This is a genomic window from Saccharopolyspora kobensis (assembly GCF_900108315.1).
Taxonomy (GTDB): Bacteria; Actinomycetota; Actinomycetes; order Mycobacteriales; family Pseudonocardiaceae; genus Saccharopolyspora; species Saccharopolyspora kobensis.
Genome location: NZ_FNVB01000003.1, coordinates 741468 through 758986, shown reverse-complemented (window position 1 = coordinate 758986; position 17519 = coordinate 741468). Strand labels below are relative to the sequence as shown.

Genomic DNA, 17519 nt, shown 5'->3' with positions numbered 1-17519 from the left:
TTGGTGCTGGTTATGGGAGTTTGAGGTACCTGCCGCGACCGCGATCGAGCGTCTGAATCCTCAAGGGGTTTATGCCCATCACTTCTTCCATGCAACGCACGCCCCAGGATCGTTTCTCTTCGTACCCCGCGTTCTGGAGGTAGACGTGAGCTGGCTTTCCGTCGGTTGCCGGCAGGTTCTGAGAGGTCTTCCTGGGGTCGCTCTTTGGTTGTTTCACATTCATCCAGTCCTTGAATTTATTGTTGTCCGTCGCTTTGGTGAGCACAAGGTTGTGCATGTGGTGCGGGCCGTTCTGGCGCTGCTCGATGATGTGATGCCACTGCGGCTTGAGCGACTTTCCTTCTTTTGATTTGCTTGTTGGGCTGTCGGGGTTGGTGAAACGTGCTGTCATTCTGTAGTTCAGGGTCTGCCGGGCGTCGTTGTACTCGCCCCAAAGGCTGTTGTGTCGTATGCTCTCAAAATCTGGGCCGAACTTGAGACGTGCGGTGCTGTACTCCAGTTCGTCCAGGCGATTTTTGGCCTCTTTGACGGGAACCCTGAATTCGTCCTTCCCCTTCGTGCCGTGGCCGTAGAAGTCGAAGCTGTGTTGACGATTGCCCTCGTACGCGACGTGGGTGATTTTTCCGGTGTACCATTGTCCGTTCTTTGCTCGCCCTATCCATCCTTTCTTGACCATGTCATTGGATTCCGGTTCCTCGTGCTTGGTTCGGTCAATGTTCTCACTGGTTTTCACGCCCGTGGTTGGGCCGGGTTGTGGAGGACTTGATGCGCCCCAGATTCTGAACGAGTCCCCGCCCTGCTTCCAGAGTCGACTCAGTCGGTAGTGAGCGCGCAACCCTGCGAGCGTTTTCAGGTGTATGTCTTCGCGAATTCCTCGATCCAGCTTGGGCTTGAGATGGCGATGTATTTTCTGCAACTTCTCCCGGAGGCTGTCTTCCCTGGTTTTCTTGTCCTTGTTTTTTGTTTCGCCTTTCGCGTTCTTGCTCTTTGGTCTTCCTGGTCTGTCTGTTTCGTTGTCCTTCTTCCTGTTGGGGACCTTGTTTTTGCTTCGTCCATGGTCGTTCTCGGTGCGTTTGCGCTTATCAGGACCATCTTTGTCCTCGTGCTTGCCGGGGCCGTCCTTGTCCTTCTGGGTGTCCTTGTCCTCCTTGCGCTTGTTGGAGTCCTGATCCCTGTCCTTGCGCTGCGAGCTGTCGTCGTCTCGGCGGCTGTTGGAGTCGGAGTCGTCGTCCTTGCGGTTGGTGGTGTCCTTGTCGTCCTGCTTCTTCGTTCCGGTGTCCTCGTCCTTCTTCTGGTCCTTCTTCGTGTCGGTGTCTTCGCGGGGTTTTCGGGGTGGGTCTGCCTTGGGCTTGGGCTTGGCAGCTGGGGTTGGCTTGGTGTCGGGCTTTTCCTCGTCCTTCTTGCCCTTGGGGTTGCCGTTCTTGTCCTTGGCCGATGGGGAGTCGTCGCGGTCGGTGGGTTTGCGGTCCCGGGAGTCCGGGTTGTCCTTGTCCGGGCGCTGGTCTCGGTCCCTGGGGTCCTTGTCGGGCCGGTCTCGGTCGTTGTCCTCGCGGCGTCGGCGGTCTTGGTCCGATTCGCTTCTGCCGCGGTGGTTGCGGTCGGGCTTCGGGGCGTCCCGGTCCGGGCCGGGTTTGCCGCCTGGTTTGCTGGCCGCTTGGCGGGCCGCTGAGCTGGGGGAGACGCGGTCGTCCTGGCGCTCGCGGTCCTTCTCGTCGCGGCCGTTGTCGCGGCGCCCGGTGTCGTTGCGGCGTTCGTCGTCGCGGCGGCCCGGGCGCTCGTTTCGCCGGTTGGTTCCGGGGCGCGCGTTGGGGCGGTCGGGGCCGCGGCTGCCTTCGCCGGGGCGGGTGTTGCGTGGACCGGGGGCGTCCTTGCGCGGGCCCGGGGCGTCCTTGCGGCCAGGTCGGCGGCCGGGGTCTTCGTCGTCGGCGCCTTGGCCTGGGTTCTTCTTGCGGCCCTTGGTGGCCATTCGCTTGGCGATGTCCTTCAGGCGGCTGCCGACCTTGCCTACGTACTTGCCGATTCCCGAGAGCAGGAACTCGTAGGCCAGCTCCAGCAGCGCCACCACACCGGCCGCCACCGCCTTGGCGAACAGCACGCCCGCGCCGCCCTTGCGCACCGATCTCAGCCAGGTGAGGACCGCTCCGAAGGCGCGGAGGATCTCGCCGAGCGCTCCGATGGCGGTCTTGATCGCGTCGATGACCGCCATCACCCAGCCGGCGCCGGGGATGAGCTTGGCGATGACCTTGGTGATCACGATCTCGCCGATGATGAACGGCAGCTGGGGGACGACGGCGTCCCAGACCTGCTTGACGATCCACTCCAGCGTCAGGCCGCCCTTGATCAGCTTGTTGATGATCTCCTTGGGCAGGCCGATGATCTCCTCGATCTTCTGCTGGAACCAGGTCTTGACCGCGTTCTTGACCTCGCGGAAGAAGTGGTTCTTCGCGCCGTCCTCCGCGGAGCCCTTCGCGCCGCTGAGCCAGCCGCCCGGATCGCTCAGGAAGTCGGCGGCGATCATCATGAACTGGCCCAGACCGCTGAGCAGCTTCGACGCGAAGTCCAGGACCGCCTTGATGGCGTCCTTGACCGCCTGGACCATCGCCTCCAGCGCCTTCTTCAGGACGCTGAGGATGTCGTTGAGCAGCTTCGCGATCGCTTCCAGCAGGTCGTTGATGAGCTGCTTGAGCGCCTCCGCGAGCTTGTTCACCAGGGCGATGGCGCGCTCGATCAGGTCCGCGATGAACTCGCGGATCTTGTTGGCCAGATCGATGACCGCCTGCACCAGCGCCTTGGCCAGCTCGACCAGTTCCTCGACCAGCTTCTTGATCAGGCCGATGATCGTCTCGCGGATCTCGTTGATCAGCGCTTCGATGTCGAACTTGAAGTTCTCGACGAACTCGATGATCTTCTCGCGCGCGTTGCGCAGGATCTCGATGATCTTGTCGCGCAGCTCGATGAACTTCTGCTTGATGTACTCGAAGGCCTTCTCGACCCAGTTGCCCGCCTGGTTCTCGGTCTCGGTGCGCTTGGTCTTGGCCTCGCTCTCGGCGTCGCGACCCTTCTGGCGGATCTTGCCGTTGTCCTCCTCCTTGCGCTCCTCGGCCTTCTTGTCGGTGTCCTTCTCGTGCTTGTCGACGTCCTTCTCGGCCTGCTCGCGCTTCTCGGACTTCTTCGTGCCCAGCTTCTGGAGCTCCGCGTCCTGTTCGTCGCGCCAGCGCTGCCGTTCGCCGGTGACGTCGTCGAGCGTCGTCTGCCGCTGCCCGGCCTGCTCCTCGGTGTTCTTCTGGACCTCGCGATCCACCGACTGCCGGTGCTTCTCCTTGGACTTCTGGGAGTCGGCCTCCTTCTTGCGCTTGGCCTCGGCCAAGCTCTGCTCGCCCTTGCTGAAGGAGGACTTGAACTCCTTGCCGCGCTCGTGCTCGGCGACCTCCGAGGCCGCCTCCTCCGGCACCGCGCCGGTGTTCGCCCCGCCGTCCGGGCCGCCGCCCTTGCCGCGCTCGCGCTCCGGCACCTTCCCGCGCAGCTCTTCCTTGGGCACCTTGGGGTAGACTTGGTCCTCGCCCATGCGGCGCTCGGTGTCGTCGCGGCCGGTCTCGGCGGTCTCCTCGCCCTTGGCGTCGACGGATTCGTCCTGCTCGCGGGACTTCTCGCCGGCGTCGCCCTTCATCTCCACGCCCGGCGCCGTGCCCGCCTGCGCCTCCTTCAGGGCTTCGTCCTGAGTCGGCATGCCGGCGAACTTCGCCGCGAGGTCTTCGGGCTTGACGTCGGAGTCGAACCAGCTGGCGACCGTCCCGACCACGTACCCGAGGCTCATCAGGAAGGTGTCCCAGCCGTCGGGTTCCTCGACCTCCTCGGCCGGGATCTTGCCCTCCGGCTTCTTCTGGTCCTTGACCTCGGCGTCCTTCTTCTCCGGCGCATCGGCCTTGTCCGCCGGGGACGTGGAGTACTCGGCGGGGGCGTCGGCCTTCGGCTCGCCGTCGAGGGTCTGCGGGGCACCGGAGGGCCGTTGCATGGACGGCGGCGCGGAGGACAGCTTCTTGTGCTCGTCACCGACGGAGCGGTCCGCGGCGCTGCTGACGCCGTTCATCGCCTTCATCGCCTGGTGCGGCTTGAGACCGGACGCCGTGCGCAACCCCGCCTCCGGCGAGGCCTGGGCCAGGTTGGGCACGGCCTGGCTCTTCTTGCCCTTGGCCGCGGGTTTGGCGCCGCTGCCACCGGTGCTGCCCCTCCCGCCGCCGCGCGGTGCCGCAGGAGCGGGGCCGGACTTGGACGGCGCCGACTCGGCGGCCGCCTCCTGCTTCTCAGCGGCCTCCGGCTTGCTGGGCTCCGCTGCCTTCTTCGGTTCCTCGGCCTTCGGGGATTTGGACTTCGGAGCGGGCGCCTTCGGCGAGGGCGTCTCCGTGCGCGCGGGTTCCTCGGTCGGCTTGGGCGGCGCTTCGGCCTGCGGCTTCGGGGATTCCGCCTCGGACTTGCCGGAATCCTCGGTCGGCTTCGAACTCTCCCCACCCGGTTGCTCGCCCTGGCCGCCCGGCTCCTTGGAATCGGTGGGAGCTCCGGAGCCGGGCTTGTCCTGCCCACCGGACTCGCCACCGCTCTCGTCCTGGCCCTGCTCACCGCTCTTGTCCTGCTGCCCGGTCTCGGCGCCTTTGCCCCGCTCCTGCTTCCCGGCCTCGCCGGACTCCTTCTTCTCGCGCTCGGAGCCGCCCTCGCCGGGCTTCTCCTTCTCCTGCTCGGCGGCGAATTCCTTGACCGCACCACCGGCCGCGTCCTTGTCGCCCTCGGTTCTGCCCGCCGTCTCCTGGGCGGTGCGCTGGGCTTCCACCGGGCCCTTCTGCTGGTCCTCGGCCGCTTTCGGGTCTGCGGGCCGGTGGCCCTTGGCAGGCCCGGCCTCGGTGGCGAGGTCGGCGAGGCCGGTCGCGCCGGGGCCTCCTTCGGTCTCCACCGAGGGATCTGACTCCAGCGGCGGGGCGGTGGCCTCTTCAGATTCGGCTTCGGCGGCCTCGTCCTCGGCGTCTTCGGCGTCGCGCTCGGCCTGCACCTGATCGGCCCTGGTGAGCGAGGGAGCGGGGAAGGACGGCATCATGCCGCTGGTCGACGAGCCCGGTTCGGCCTTGTCGGCCGTGGGCACGCCGGAAACGTCCAGATCCTCCGCGGGCAGGAAGTCCTCGGGCCGCAGCTTGACGTCCCAGGCGCTCTCCTCCCCGCCACCGACCTCGACCTCCGAGTCACCGCCTGCCGGGGGCGAGACGGGCTTCTCCTGCGGACCTTCGGCGTCCTGGTTGCGCGTGCCCTCCAGCTCGCTGACCGCTCCGGGCTGCGGTTCGGCCTTGCCCGCGACCTTCGGTGATCCGTCGTCCCGCGGCTTCTCCTTCTTGTCGTCGGGCAGCGGTTCCGCCGGGACCGGCTCTGCCTTCTCCTCCGCCTGCTCCTGCTCCTGCTCCTGCTCAGCGCTGCCCTCGCCCCCGGCTTCGCCCTCCTTGCCGTCGGATTTCTTCTTCTCCCCGGACTCGTCCTTCTTCTCCCCGGGGCCGCCTTCCGCCTCGCCCTTCGCGGTTCCCTTCTCCTCGGGGCCGGACCGCTCGTCGGACTTGTCCTCCGAAGCGGATTCCCCGGACTGCTCGGATTCCTCCGGCTCCGGTGCATCAGGGTTCTGACCAGCGGCGTCGGTCTCGCCGGCGCCGGGCTCGGAGGGACCGGCGTTCTCCGGCGTGCTGCCATCGGCACCCGACGGTCCGCTGTGCTCCTTGTCCGGCCCGGCCGCCTGCGCGGGCTCGTCCTCGCGCTCCTGCTGCTCGGCCGACTCCTGCTGCCGGGTCTCGCGCTCCAGCCGCAGGTCGGCTTCGGCGTCGGGCTCGATCTCCGGGGCGGACAGGGCGCTGCGCTCGACGTTGTCGTCGGCCTCGATCTCCTCGACGAAGTCGAGCACGCGCTCCTGCTCCGAGCTGAGAAGTCGGCTCTCCAGCCGGTCCAGCACGGATTCGCGCAGCTCGGGCGACATGCGGGCCAGCTGCTTGCGGGTGCGCTTGGAGCGGTCCTCCGGGTCACCGCGCAGCGATCGGAGCAGGCCGTTGGCCAACCGGTCCACGAACGTCGCCGGGTCCACGACCTCCATGCGCGTCCGGTCGGCGTCGACCTTGGCGTAGCGGAGCCAGCCCGGCGTCGATCGACCGGCACGCACCTCCGGATTCCGCTCCCGGGCACCGGATTCGGCTTCGCGCTCGATCGCCTGCTGCGGCAGGCTCACCGCACCGAGATCGCGGCCTGCGCGGAGGGCACCGAGGCCGTCGGGGTTCTGCACGGTGTGCAGGAGTTCGTGGGCCAGGAGTTGTTCGCCGTCCGCGGTGCCCGGGCGGAACTTGCCGGGGCTGAACAGGATGTCCTGCCCGATCGCGACCGCGTCCGCGCCGAGCATGTCGGCCAGCTCGCCCGCATCGCGGTCGGTGTGCAGGCGGACCCGGCTGAAGTCGTGGCCGAGGCGTTCCTCCAGCTCCCGGCGAGTGCTGCGGTCCAGCGGCTGGCCCGCGCCGCTGACGATCTCCTTCGGTTCGGGCGCGCGGTTCTTCGGCTTGCGGTCCTTGCGCTTGCGCCGCTTGGCGTCCTGCGACGAGCGCGCTCGGTGCGCCGGAACCGGAGTGCTCACGCCGAACGCCCCCTCCCGGCCAAGCCCGCGTGCACTGCGCGCGCCAACGCCTCGCCCAGGCGGACGGGCGAAGAGGTCACCGGCAGCTCGGGCAGCTCCGTCATCTCCTCGAACCGCCGGGTGCCGTCGGCCGCCACCGGCACCCCGCGCTCGCGCACCAGGCGCGTCAGCTCCGCCTGGAAGGCCGCCGCCACCCGGCCCGGGTCGACCCGGTCGAAGCCGTCGAGCACCAGCTCACCGACGGTGATGCGCACATCCCGGTTCACACCCATCCCTGCACCTCCGATGGCGTCAGGGAACGCTCCAGCTTGAGGTACTCGGTGCGGGCGGCGGCGAGCATGTGCCGCATCTGCAGCCGCTCGCCCTCCTCGGCGGCCAGGAAAGCACCGGACAGCGCGATGTTGCGGATCGATCCACCAGCCACGGTCAGCTGCGCCAGCAGCGCCGGTTCCAGGTCCTTGACCGGCGCCTGCTCCGGCACCACCCGCCGCCAGATCTCGGCTCGCTCCCGCTCGCTCGGGAACGGGAAGTCCACCACGAACCGGATGCGGCGCAGGAACGCCGTGTCCAGCGCCTTCTTCATGTTGGTGGTCAGGATCGCCAGGCCCCGGTAGGCCTCCATGCGCATCAGCAGGTAGCTGACCTCCAGGTTGGCGTAGCGGTCGTGGCTGTCCTTGACCTCGCTGCGCTTGCCGAACAGCGCGTCCGCCTCGTCGAACAGCAGCAGCGCGCCACCGCGCTCGGCGGCGTCGAAGACCTTGCGCAGGTTCTTCTCGGTCTCGCCGATGTACTTGCTGACCACCTGGGACAGATCGATGATGAACAGGTCCAGGCCCAGCTCGCGGGCCATCACCTCGGCCGCGAGCGTCTTGCCGGTGCCGGAACCGCCGGCGAACAGCGCGGTGACGCCGAGCCCTCGGCGCAGCGTGCTGGAGAAGCCCCACTCGTGGTGCACGGTGGCCCGCTGCCGGACGTGCGCGACGATCTCCCGCAGCACCCGCATCTGCCGCTCCGGCAGCACCAGGTCGCCCCAGCCCGCCTCGGGTTCGATGCGCCTGCCCAGCTCGTCGAGCCCCATCCGCGCCTCGTGGAGACCGGCCTGCCACGCCAGCCCGACCGCGTCGTCACCGGAGGCGTCCCGGCGCACGGCGGCAGCGGCGGAGGAGACCACGTGCGGCGGCAGCGAGAACTGAGAGACCAGGTTGGCGATGTCGGCATCGGACACCTCCGGCACCTCGGCGAAGGCCTCCCGCCACAGCCGCAGCTGCTCGTCGTTGTCCAGCGCCGGAACCAGCACCCGCTCGACCCGGGAACGGGCGCTCGGCCGCGGCTCGGCACTGGCGATGACCAGTGGAACCGCGGTCGACTCCAGGAACGCCTCGATCGCCGAGGACTGCTCCCGGTCCGGTTCGCCGACCTCCAGCAGCAGTGCTGCGGGCAGCAGCACCGCTTCGCGCTGCCACAACCGGGCCAGCTGATCGCGCTCGGCCGGATCGGTCGGCACGTCCGTCCCGTCGATCGCGTACAGGGCCAGATCGCAGCTTGCGGCGGCCGCGGTGACGATGTCGCTGCGAGTTCGCTCGTCGCCGCCGACCAGTTCCACCCGAAGCGGTGCGCCCGAGCGCCCGTCGGCCCAGCTCATGGCCACGCGCTCGGCTGCTGCTTCGTAGGACGGCGGCAGGGATTCCGGTGCCGGTGGTCGCCGCAGCAGCCCGTGCAGCCTGACGTCCAGGTAGGGCGCGCCGAGCAGGAAGTGCAGGATGCGCTCGTCGATGCGCAACCTGCCGGTGGTCAGCCCGGCTTCCTCGTCGAGCTCGACCAGCCGCCAGCGGCGCAGCGGTGAGACCGGGGCGAGCGCGCTCCAGTGCGGGTCGGTCAGCGCGGCGAGGGCGAGCGAGAACGTCGGGAAAGCGCGCGAAGACCCGCTGGCAGCCGCGCACCGGCCGGCGGTGGTGGCGTCCATCTCCATCGCCGCGCACAGCAGCAGCACCTCGCGCTCGAACGTGCTGAGCCCGAAGCAGGAGGCCAGTGCTTCGAGCGCGTCGGGGCAGGGGAGCGCGGTGTCGGGCTCGACACCCTCGACGTGCTCGTCCAGGCGGGCGAGCACGGCGCGCACGGCATCCGAGGGCGATGCGGCGTTCTCCTCGGTCATCCCGAACCTCCTCGCCCACCGTCCTTCGCGGCGGGGACCGATTCACCGGAGCCGGGTTCTGGCGCGGGATCGTCCGGCGGGATGACTTCGACGGTGGTGTTGAGCTGCTCGACCGGCTTGGCGGGCTCCGGTTCCTCCCGGCCCTCGATGAACACCAGCGAGCCCTGGTAGGTCACCGACACGGTGTAGGGCGTCTGGTGCAGCATCCCCCAGAGCTTCGAGGTCTCGTCGACGTCCATCTGGATCGGCGTGAACCGCACCTTCTGCGCCGACTCGGCCAGGTCGCTGCCGACCAGGTGGGGCTTCGCGGCGGCCTGCTCGATCAGCTCGGCGGGCAGCACCGGGATCTCCTGCAGCGTGCGCACCACGCAGCCGATCAGCCGTTGCCCGACCAGCTCGCTCTCCTCGCCGTAGGCGCTGATCAGGTAGTTGAGGTCCAGCGCTGCGGTCGGCCGGGCCCACAACCTGCCGTTCGGCGCCCGGCTCGGCAGATCGGTGTTGCGCATCGACGGGTTCGGGGCCACCTGGTACAGGAAGACGGTGATGGTCGGATCGGTCGGCGGATCGGCAGGCGGCTTGCGCGTCTCCACGGAGACCGCCATGTCTATCTCGGGACGCAGGTTGTTCGCGATCAGCAGCGCGAGAGCCTGCGTGACAGTCGCGATGGCAAGCCCGTTGCTCACTGTGCCGCCTCTCCGCGATTCTCAGTGGTGGTTGCGATGCGGGTGATCTCGCGTTTGTTGGCTTCTCGTGGCTGGGTTGCGTCACGGTCCCCTGAGCTGCTGTTGCGGAGCGATCGAGTTGCTCTGCTCATGGCTTCGCTCGTTCGCTGAGGTAGTCGGCGAGGGTGACCGCTGGGGCTTGGCGTTGCGGGGCTGGTGGGCGGGTTCGGTGTTGGGGGCGTGCCGCGTTGACCTCCAGGCGGCCGATCTCCACCTGGACAGCTGGTTCTGATCGCTGTTGTGCGGGTTGGCGCGTGGTGCGGGCAGTGGCCCGGGCCGCTGCGGAGGCCAGGCGCGTGCGCGGTTGCTCGGATGGCACCGGGGTTGCCGCCACTCTCAGCACTCCGGGTGTGCTCGGGCCTGATGTCGGTTGTGCCGGTTCGATTCCTTGCGGTTGTTGGGTTTTCTTGTCTTCGGGGACCGCGATGCGGGTGGCGGGTGGGGGAGCGGGCGCCTGCGGGTCGTGGTCCCGGATCGGCTGGGGCGGTGGCGGAGGTTCCGGTGGTAGCTGCTCGGTGTGCACGACGGTGGTTCGGTTGGTGGTGGTGCGCACCTCGCGTTCCACTCGTCGCACTTCGGTGGGCGGCACTGGGACTGGTGCCACCGCGCGCGGGGCCAAGTGTTCGGCTTCCTCCCGCGAGTCGGTTCGCAGCGCGTCGATCCGTTCGAAGCGGCCCGGGAGACGGGGGCGGAGTGCGGCCCGGGGCGTCGGGGCCAGCAGGCGGTCGAAGTGGTCAGGCATCAGCGCACAACTCCAGGTAGTAGCGGCGCCGGAGCGGGCTGAGCGCCAGGATCGACGACTCGGTCCAGCCGTAGGCGGAGGCGAGCAGGTGCACGTCCAGCAGCACGTCGCGGGCCCAGGCGTCCAGCTCCGACCACAGGTAGGTGGCGATGTCGAGGGCGCTCGGCGTGGTGTGCCCGCATTCCGGGCACGACACGCTCACGGTCAGCACCGCCGCCGGGTCGGCCTGCTCGGCGAGCTCGGCCATCCGGCGCTGCACCCGTTCCGGCAGCGCCTCGCACCCGACCGGCTCCCCGTCGTGCACGGCGGAGAGCGTGCAGCGCGAGAGCAACCGCAGCCGGCGTTCCTCAGCTGTCCCACCGGCCGCCGCCACCTCCAGGTCGGCCACCGTGGGGAGCCTGAACTCCACCAGGTAGCCGTCCTCGCTGACCTGCAGCTCGCGCTCGGACGGGCGCTCGGCGAGCCCGTCGACGTCCAGGTCGAACTCCATCGCCTCCGCGCACGACGAGCACTCGACGAGCACCTGCAGCCGCTGCCCGAACAGCGCCCGGCGCAGCAGGAGCAGATCCGCCGCCCGGGCGCCGACCGGCGACGAGCGCAACTCCTCGTCGGCGCACCCCGGCCGGGCCGCGCGGTGCAGCAGCAGCGCGCGGCCACCGGCGTGCAGCGGCAGACCCGCTTCCCAGACCGCCAGCAGCTGCCCGGGTTCCGTGGTGACCATCTCAGGCCGGGTTGGTGAAGGCCGGCTCGGCCGGCTCGGCCACCTCGTAATCCCGTTCCCAGCCCTCACATTCGAGCTTCAGGCTCTGGATGGCCACCGCGTTGGCGTTGGCGTCCATCTCGCCCAGCACCTGGTACTCGCTGGGCCAGGTCCGGTAGAGCTTGTGCGCCACCGCGACCTGACCGGCCTCGTTGAGGACCTGGATGACGATGTCCTTGCGGAAGTCGGCCAGTGAGACCTCCGCGCCGAGCCCGGCGCCGACCTGCCACACCTTGTTCGCCCAGCGGTCGAACTCCGGGTCGTGGGTCACGCCGCGCTCCAGCGTGATGCCCTCGAACTCCGAGCGGCCCGGCGCCTTGCGCGGCGAGCTCGGATCGCCGCCGTGCCGGTGCTTGACCACCTCGGTGGTGCGCTTCAGCGGGCTGATCTTGCTGATCCCGGCGACCGTCCGGCCGTCCCACAGCACCAGGAACTTGAAGTTCTTGTACGGGTCGAAGCGGTGCGCGTTGATCTGGAACTCGGCCATGCTCACACCTCCGGTTGACCGGTGAGCTGCTGGATCGTCACGATCACGAATTCGGCAGGTTTGACCGGCGCGATCCCGACCACGACGTTGACCACGCCGCGCTCGGTGTCGGCCTCGGTGGTGGTGTCGGAGTCGCACTTGACGAAGTACGCCTCGCGCGGCGTCCGGCCCCGGAACGCGCCCTGCCGGAACAGCGCGTGCAGGTACCCGGAGGCGCTGAGCCGGATCTGCTGCCACAGCTGGTCGTCGTTCGGCTCGAACACCACCCACTGCAGCCCGCGCCGCAGGCTCTCCTCCACGTGCAGCGCCAACCGCCGCACCGGCAGGTACTTCCACTCGCTGTCGACCGAGTCCGCCCCGGCCAGCGTCCGCGAACCCCACACCAGCGGCCCGACCACCGGGAACGTCCGCAGGCAGTTCACCCCGAGCGGGTTGAGCAGCCCGTTCTCCCGGTCCGAGAGCTGCACCGAAAGCGACTGCACGCCGCGCACTTTCGCCTCGGTGCCCGCCGGGGCCTTCCACACCCCGCGCTCGCCGTCGGTCCGCGCGATGATCCCGGCCACGGCCCCGCACGGCGGGTAGGCGCGCAGCCGCCCGGTCAGCGGATCCGCCGCCTGCAGGTGCGGGAAGAACAGGCCGGCGTGATCGCTGCGGACCGGCTCGAACGCCGAGATCCCGGCCCGGACCGAGTCCACCCCGCCCCAGGCCGACGGGGCGTCCACGAGCTGGAAGATCCGCCGCTCACGGCACAGCCGGTCAGCGGCGGCGATCACCGCGATGGCGTCCTCAGTGGACTCGTAGTCGGAGAGCTCCGGCAGCGCGAGGAGGTTGACGTCGTGCACGTCGCGCAGCGCCTGGAGCCCGGTCTTGGCCGCTTCGGAGCCGATGAGGTCGCCCGGGCCCGGCGGATCGCCGTCCGCGCCACCGCGCAGCGCGAACACCGGCGGGTTGACCGTCTCGTCGAGGCCGAGATCGCCCGCGCAGTCCCCGCTGAAGCGCACCTCGTCGGCCGGATCGGTCGAACCGGCGATGATCTGCAGGCGGTTGCCGAAGGGAACGACCTCCGCACCGGCGAAAGCGCGCTTGCCCGGGGCGTCCGGCAGCGCGCGCAGCTTGCGCTCCAGCAGCAGCGCCAGCTCGACCAGCGTGGTCGGTGCTTCGCCGTCCTGATCCGGGTCGTGCAGCGTGAAATCGCGCTCGACGTCACCGATGCAGACGGTCAGTTCGACGGCCAGATCGGGGAACTCGCCGTCGAACTCGCCGGACACGGTGCCGGAAGCCGCCGGGCGTCCCTCGTCGAGTGCTTCGGCGTGGATGAGCGAGGAACCGGAGTTGACCACGCTCTCGACGAACCGGCCGTGACCGCGGTCCATCGACAGCCCGGTGAACACCTCCCGCGCCCGGTTCTTGGCGTCGGAGACCTGCAGGTTGAACGTCTCGTCGGGCGTCGAGGTGTTGTAGTCGACCGCGACGTGCAGGCCGTTGCCCCAAACGCCGGGCTCCTTGGCCCGAACCGCCAGCACCGGGCAGTCGTCGTCGTGCTCGTCCGGGAGCTGCACGCAGGCCGCTTCACCGGAACCGCGCTTGGCGACGCGCACGATGACCGCGATGCGGCCGCCGTTGCCGAAGAACTGGTGCACGGCGTAACCGACTGCGCTGTTGGGAGTCAGCCCGCCGAAGTGCTGCTCGAAATCGGCGAAACTGGTGATGCGGACCGGGGTGTTGAGCGGTCCTCGCTTGGTGTGTCCCACGAACGCGGTCACCGAGGTGGTGACGGTGGTGATGGTGCGCGCGCTGCTGGGGATCTCCTCGACGTAGACACCTGGATAGGACGTGATCGTCGGCATGCCCCTCCAATCCCTCAAGGATGCCTGAACGCATGCGGCATCAAGGGGAAGGGACGCGCGTTAGTGGACGCGGCAACCCGCGCGCACGAACGGGGTGCGGAGCCATCCTCCCCCAGTGCGGTGCAGAACCGTTGCGGCCCTGCGCTCTTGCACGCGATGAGCCGAGCCCGGGCCCCCTGCCCGGCAGCGCTCGCGCTGAGCTCGGTGCGCGACGCTGAGTGTTGTGATCTCGGGCCGACAGGTCAAGCGAAAACCACGAATGGACTAGACCCAAGCCGAATCTGGCGTCGAACCGCCGCCCGGTGACCCTCCGTTCGTCCGATGTTCCCTGTGCGGCAGTCATTTTCGATCACGACCGCGAGGGGAGCGGTGTCGGACGCGTGCGGCATGAACGCATATTCCAGAGGGCGTGCTCCGGGCTGAGCGCGGCACCGCGACGCGGCTGTCACGAATGCGCGCCCGGTTTCGTCTTCCCCGTAGTCGCCGAGGCGCTGAACCCTGGATTCGCCAGCTCCTCGGCCACAAGTAGGATAAGTTATACAAGTTGTACTTCTGGGAGCTTAGGAGTGCTCGTGGCCGGTAGCGGAGGGCGGGCGACCCTCGACCGCGTGGCAGAACGCCGTGTGGAGATCGACGGGTTCGTCACCAACTACGGCGAGGGCCCGGACAACGGGCCGCCGCTGGTCCTGGTGCACGGGCAGGGTTCTCAGTGGGAGGACCACGCGAAGGTCCTCCCCGAGCTGGTTCAGCGCTACCACGTCTACGCCGTCGACGTCGCAGGCCACGGCCAGTCCGGACGGCTCGGCGCGCAGGACTACACCAACGCGAACGTCGGCGCGCTGATCGCGGCGTTCCTCGACGCGGTGGTGGGGGAGCCGGCCATCGTGTCCGGGCACTCGTCGGGTGCGCTGCTGGCGCTGTGGCTGGCCGCCAACCGGCCCGACCTGGTCCGGGGCCTGCTGCTGGAGGATCCGCCGCTGTTCTCCTCGATCCCGCCCCGGGCCGAGCGCACGACCGGTGGGACGCTGCCGCGGCTGGCCGTCGAGTACCTCCGCGCCGAGCCCGCCGAGAGCTTCCAGCGGTACTACGTCGAGCACAGCGAGTACTTCGCCTTCTTCGGGCCGCTCGCCCGCGGCATCGTCCGGTACTCGTTGCGGTGGATCGACAACAACCCGGGCCGACCGCTGCGGATCTTCTTCCTGCCCTGGCTGGTGAACGTCTACTTCGAGGGCTTCGTGAACTACGACCCGGTGTTCGGCACGGCCTTCGACAGCGGCCGCTGGTACGACGGGTTCGACACCGCGGCGGCCCTCGCCGCCGTCGAGGCGCCGACCACGCTGATCCACACCAACTGGTGGTTCAAGCGGAAGGGTACCTACTACGACGAGCGGGGAGTCCTGATGGCCGCGATGGACGGCGAGGACAAGGACCGCGCGATGGAGCTGCTCCGCGACCGGGAACTCGTCGAGATCGCCTGCGGACACCTCGTCCACGTCGAGCGGGCGAAGGAGTACCTCGGCGCGCTCGATGCGCTGTCGGTGCGGGTGGGCGCGTCCGGACGGAGCTGAACGTCCTGTTCGGATCCGGGACCGATCGCGGTCCCGGATCCGCTGCCGGGCAACCTTCGTGCACTCGAGTCAGCAGCGGCGCACCGAGTTCGGCACCGGGCTGCTGCTGCCGGTCTGGTACTTGGGGTCGATGTGCTTCAGGACGCGGATCCCGCAGCCGTGCTGAAGGTCTCCTGGGCGGCGTTGAAGGAGTCCGGGTCGACGCCGAACGGGCCGCTGAACGGCTGCAGCAGCGCGAACGACATGTAGACGGTGAACCCGAGGGTCGCCGTGAGCACCGCCATCACCGCCACGTTGGCCGGGCGCATGCTCAGCCCGATCAGCAGCGGGAAGACGATCATCAGCACGGCGCCGAGAACGCTGGCCACCAGCAGCACGATGTTGAAGCTCTGGTCGTCGGTCGCGATGGTGACCCGCTCCTGGCGGTTCTCGGTGATCTGCCGGATATCCTGCAGCGACTGCTCGCGGGAGGTCTTGAGCGCCTCGCTGTCCACCGGCAGCGCCAGCACCTGCGTGCGCAGCTCGGCCAGCAGCCGCTCCGCCTCGGGGTCGGCCCCGCCGGCGTCGTGGGCGAGCCACTCGTGATCGGCGACCCGGTCGGTGTACTCGGAGATCGTGGTCTGGATGTCCGCGGCGTGCGGCTGCGGGGCGATGCTGGCCTGCCAGTAGACGTCGATGAGCGCGTTGGTCTCGTGCTGCGAGGCCTTCTCGATGTCGTCGCCGTTCTGCCAGGCGAACACGATGTAGAAGGCGAGCACCACGGTGAACAGCGCGGCCAGCACGCCGCCGACGAAGGACTGCGAATCCGAATCCGATTCGCCGGACGCGGCCGCCTTGCGGCGGGCGTTCAGCACGGTGAACCCGGCGACGGCGACGGTCAGCAGGGCGATCGCCAGCAGGCTGATGAGGATCACGGCGGTTGGTCCTAACGAACGCGTGGGAGGACGAGGCGCCAGGCGCCCGAGAACCGGAGCGCGGCCAGGGGCGAAGGTACCGGTGAGATCGGCGGATTCCCTTGAACCGGGATCGATTCCGCTCAATCGGGTGGTCTTGAGAAATCCGTGCCGGACATCGGCGGTGCGCGCGGAGCTAGTCTGACCGGGTGACAGGCCGCTTTTCCCAGCAGGTCAAGGTTGTTTTCGAGTCCAAAGTGGAACTCGCGTCACGGTGGGCGGAGCCGGAATCGCACCGTGCTACCTTCTGCGTCGATCACGTGACAGAACGTGACATCGTCTTCGGGTATATGCCGAAAACACTGACTACAGAGGGGGATCTGCAGTCGTGCGCACCTTGACGGGCGCGCGTTCATCGAGCTTGCTGGTGTGCGCGCTGCTGCTGCTCGCACCGTGGCTCGTGGCCGCGCACGGGCCGACCGGAAGCGACCAGGGCGCCACATCGGCGACGGTCGGCGGCGTCCTGGTTCCCGGTGTCGCCTCGGTCGCCGAGCTGGAAATCCCTCACGAATCCCGGGGTTTGATCGCAGAGCTCGAATGGGGCGACGACGCGATGGGCTGGTGCCGCTTCGTCCCGGGCGTGTGGCCGAACGACCCGGCGATGGCCCTGCACGTGGGCTCGGAGCGGATCGTGGCCGAGCGCATCACCCGCGACGAGCACGGCAACGCCACCGCGCACGCTGACGTGTCGGACCGCTTGCCCGGCATCCTCGCAGCGGACGGGCGAACCGTCGTGGTCCGGGGCGTGGCTCCCGGGGCCGGCGATCCCTGCTGGGGAAAGTGGCGGCTGCGCGTCAGCTGGCACGCGGCGCTGGAGGTGCGCACCAGCGCGGAGCCGTCCGCCGCGAACCCCGGCGAGCGGATCACCCAGCACGCGGTCATCACCAACACCGGGGGTGTTCCGCTGACGCGGATCGAAGCCGAGCTCGGCACTGGCCCATGTCGTCGCGACGTCGACCGGCTGGAGCCGGGGCGCAGCGCGGAGGTGTCGTGCGAGGGCGCCGTGCCGGAGGACGGTGTTCTGACTGCGCGCGTCCGAGGCACGACTCCGGACGGGAGCCGCGTGACGGCGGAGGCGACAGGGCGCGTCGAGATCCTGCAGCAGGCGCAGATCGAGCTGACCATCGGCGACATCGCGCTCGCCGAGGGCGCTGATGCCGCGCTGGTTCCGGTGACGGTCCGCAACCCGTCCACGGTGCCGCTGGTCGACGTGGTGGTCACCGGGCGGCCCGCTGCGTGCGGGCGTGAGATCGGTGAACTCGCGCCTGGCCGGGCGATCACCTACACCTGCCGGGTCGGAGCCGGTGAGCGGGTCGATCTCACGGTCACCGCTACCGCGGTTTCCGGTGGCGCGGTGGCGGATTCCGCCCAATTGGTGCGTGCTACGGCACGTGCGGTGGCCCCCGTCGCTCCGACGCTGCCCGGTGTGGACACGGCGGTAGTGCCGCCGCCCAGCGTGCCGGAGCTGGCGGAGTCCAGCGGCGTGCGGGAAGCGCCGGCGAGAGCGGCCGGGATCATCGCGGTTCTCGGCGTGCTCGTGATGACTGTCAGCGTGGGTGCGTTGTCCTCGGCCACCCGGATCGGTCGGTGACCGGTGGTCGAAACCCGCGCTGTCCGAGGAAGAACGAACTCCACTGAAAGGGTCTCA

General features: G+C 69.0%; 10 protein-coding genes. 2 read left to right on the top strand and 8 right to left on the bottom strand.

What is annotated here, in order from left to right; genetic code table 11:
• Window positions 1-10: 10 nt before the first annotated feature.
• From C4T78_RS11990 to C4T78_RS11960, 7 genes are all read right to left on the bottom strand, one after another.
• Entirely contained in the window at window positions 11-6640 is a 6630-nt protein-coding gene (locus C4T78_RS11990; protein ID WP_093357220.1) for an eCIS core domain-containing protein, read from the bottom strand.
• Window positions 6637-6912, bottom strand: a complete 276-nt coding sequence (locus tag C4T78_RS11985) for a hypothetical protein (RefSeq protein WP_093357218.1) — start codon at window positions 6910-6912, stop codon at window positions 6637-6639. Before C4T78_RS11985 ends, C4T78_RS11990 begins: the two co-directional genes overlap by 4 nt.
• Complete coding sequence (locus C4T78_RS11980; protein WP_093357216.1) at window positions 6903-8792, bottom strand: ATP-binding protein; 1890 nt, start codon at window positions 8790-8792, stop codon at window positions 6903-6905. The genes C4T78_RS11985 and C4T78_RS11980 overlap by 10 nt, the downstream gene beginning before the upstream one ends.
• Complete coding sequence (locus C4T78_RS11975) at window positions 8789-9475, bottom strand: Pvc16 family protein (protein WP_093357215.1); 687 nt, start codon at window positions 9473-9475, stop codon at window positions 8789-8791. The genes C4T78_RS11980 and C4T78_RS11975 overlap by 4 nt, the downstream gene beginning before the upstream one ends.
• Window positions 9476-10248: 773 nt before the next feature.
• A complete protein-coding gene (locus C4T78_RS11970; protein WP_093357213.1) occupies window positions 10249-10977 on the bottom strand; it encodes a T4 family baseplate hub assembly chaperone in 729 nt (242 codons plus the stop codon).
• 1 nt (window position 10978) lies between these two features.
• Window positions 10979-11503 carry a phage tail protein gene (locus tag C4T78_RS11965; RefSeq protein ID WP_093357211.1) on the bottom strand — a complete coding sequence of 175 codons (525 nt, stop codon included), beginning with the start codon at window positions 11501-11503 and terminating at the stop codon, window positions 10979-10981.
• Between the two features lie 2 nt (window positions 11504-11505).
• Entirely contained in the window at window positions 11506-13350 is a 1845-nt protein-coding gene (locus C4T78_RS11960; protein WP_093357209.1) for a phage tail sheath family protein, read from the bottom strand.
• Between the two features lie 608 nt (window positions 13351-13958).
• Between C4T78_RS11960 and C4T78_RS11955 the strand changes: the two genes are divergently transcribed.
• Complete coding sequence (locus C4T78_RS11955) at window positions 13959-14918, top strand: alpha/beta hydrolase (RefSeq protein WP_177247761.1); 960 nt, start codon at window positions 13959-13961, stop codon at window positions 14916-14918.
• A 137-nt stretch (window positions 14919-15055) separates the two neighbouring features.
• On the opposite strand, the gene C4T78_RS11950 is transcribed toward C4T78_RS11955, so the two are convergent.
• Window positions 15056-15832: a bestrophin-like domain gene (locus C4T78_RS11950; protein ID WP_093357205.1), complete on the bottom strand. Its 777-nt coding sequence runs from the start codon at window positions 15830-15832 to the stop codon at window positions 15056-15058.
• Between the two features lie 367 nt (window positions 15833-16199).
• Here C4T78_RS11950 and C4T78_RS11945 point away from each other — a divergent pair, with 367 nt between their 5' ends.
• On the top strand, window positions 16200-17462 hold the full coding sequence (locus tag C4T78_RS11945) for a COG1361 family protein (RefSeq protein ID WP_143186012.1): 1263 nt from the start codon (window positions 16200-16202) through the stop codon (window positions 17460-17462).
• The last annotated feature ends 57 nt before the right edge of the window (window positions 17463-17519 follow it).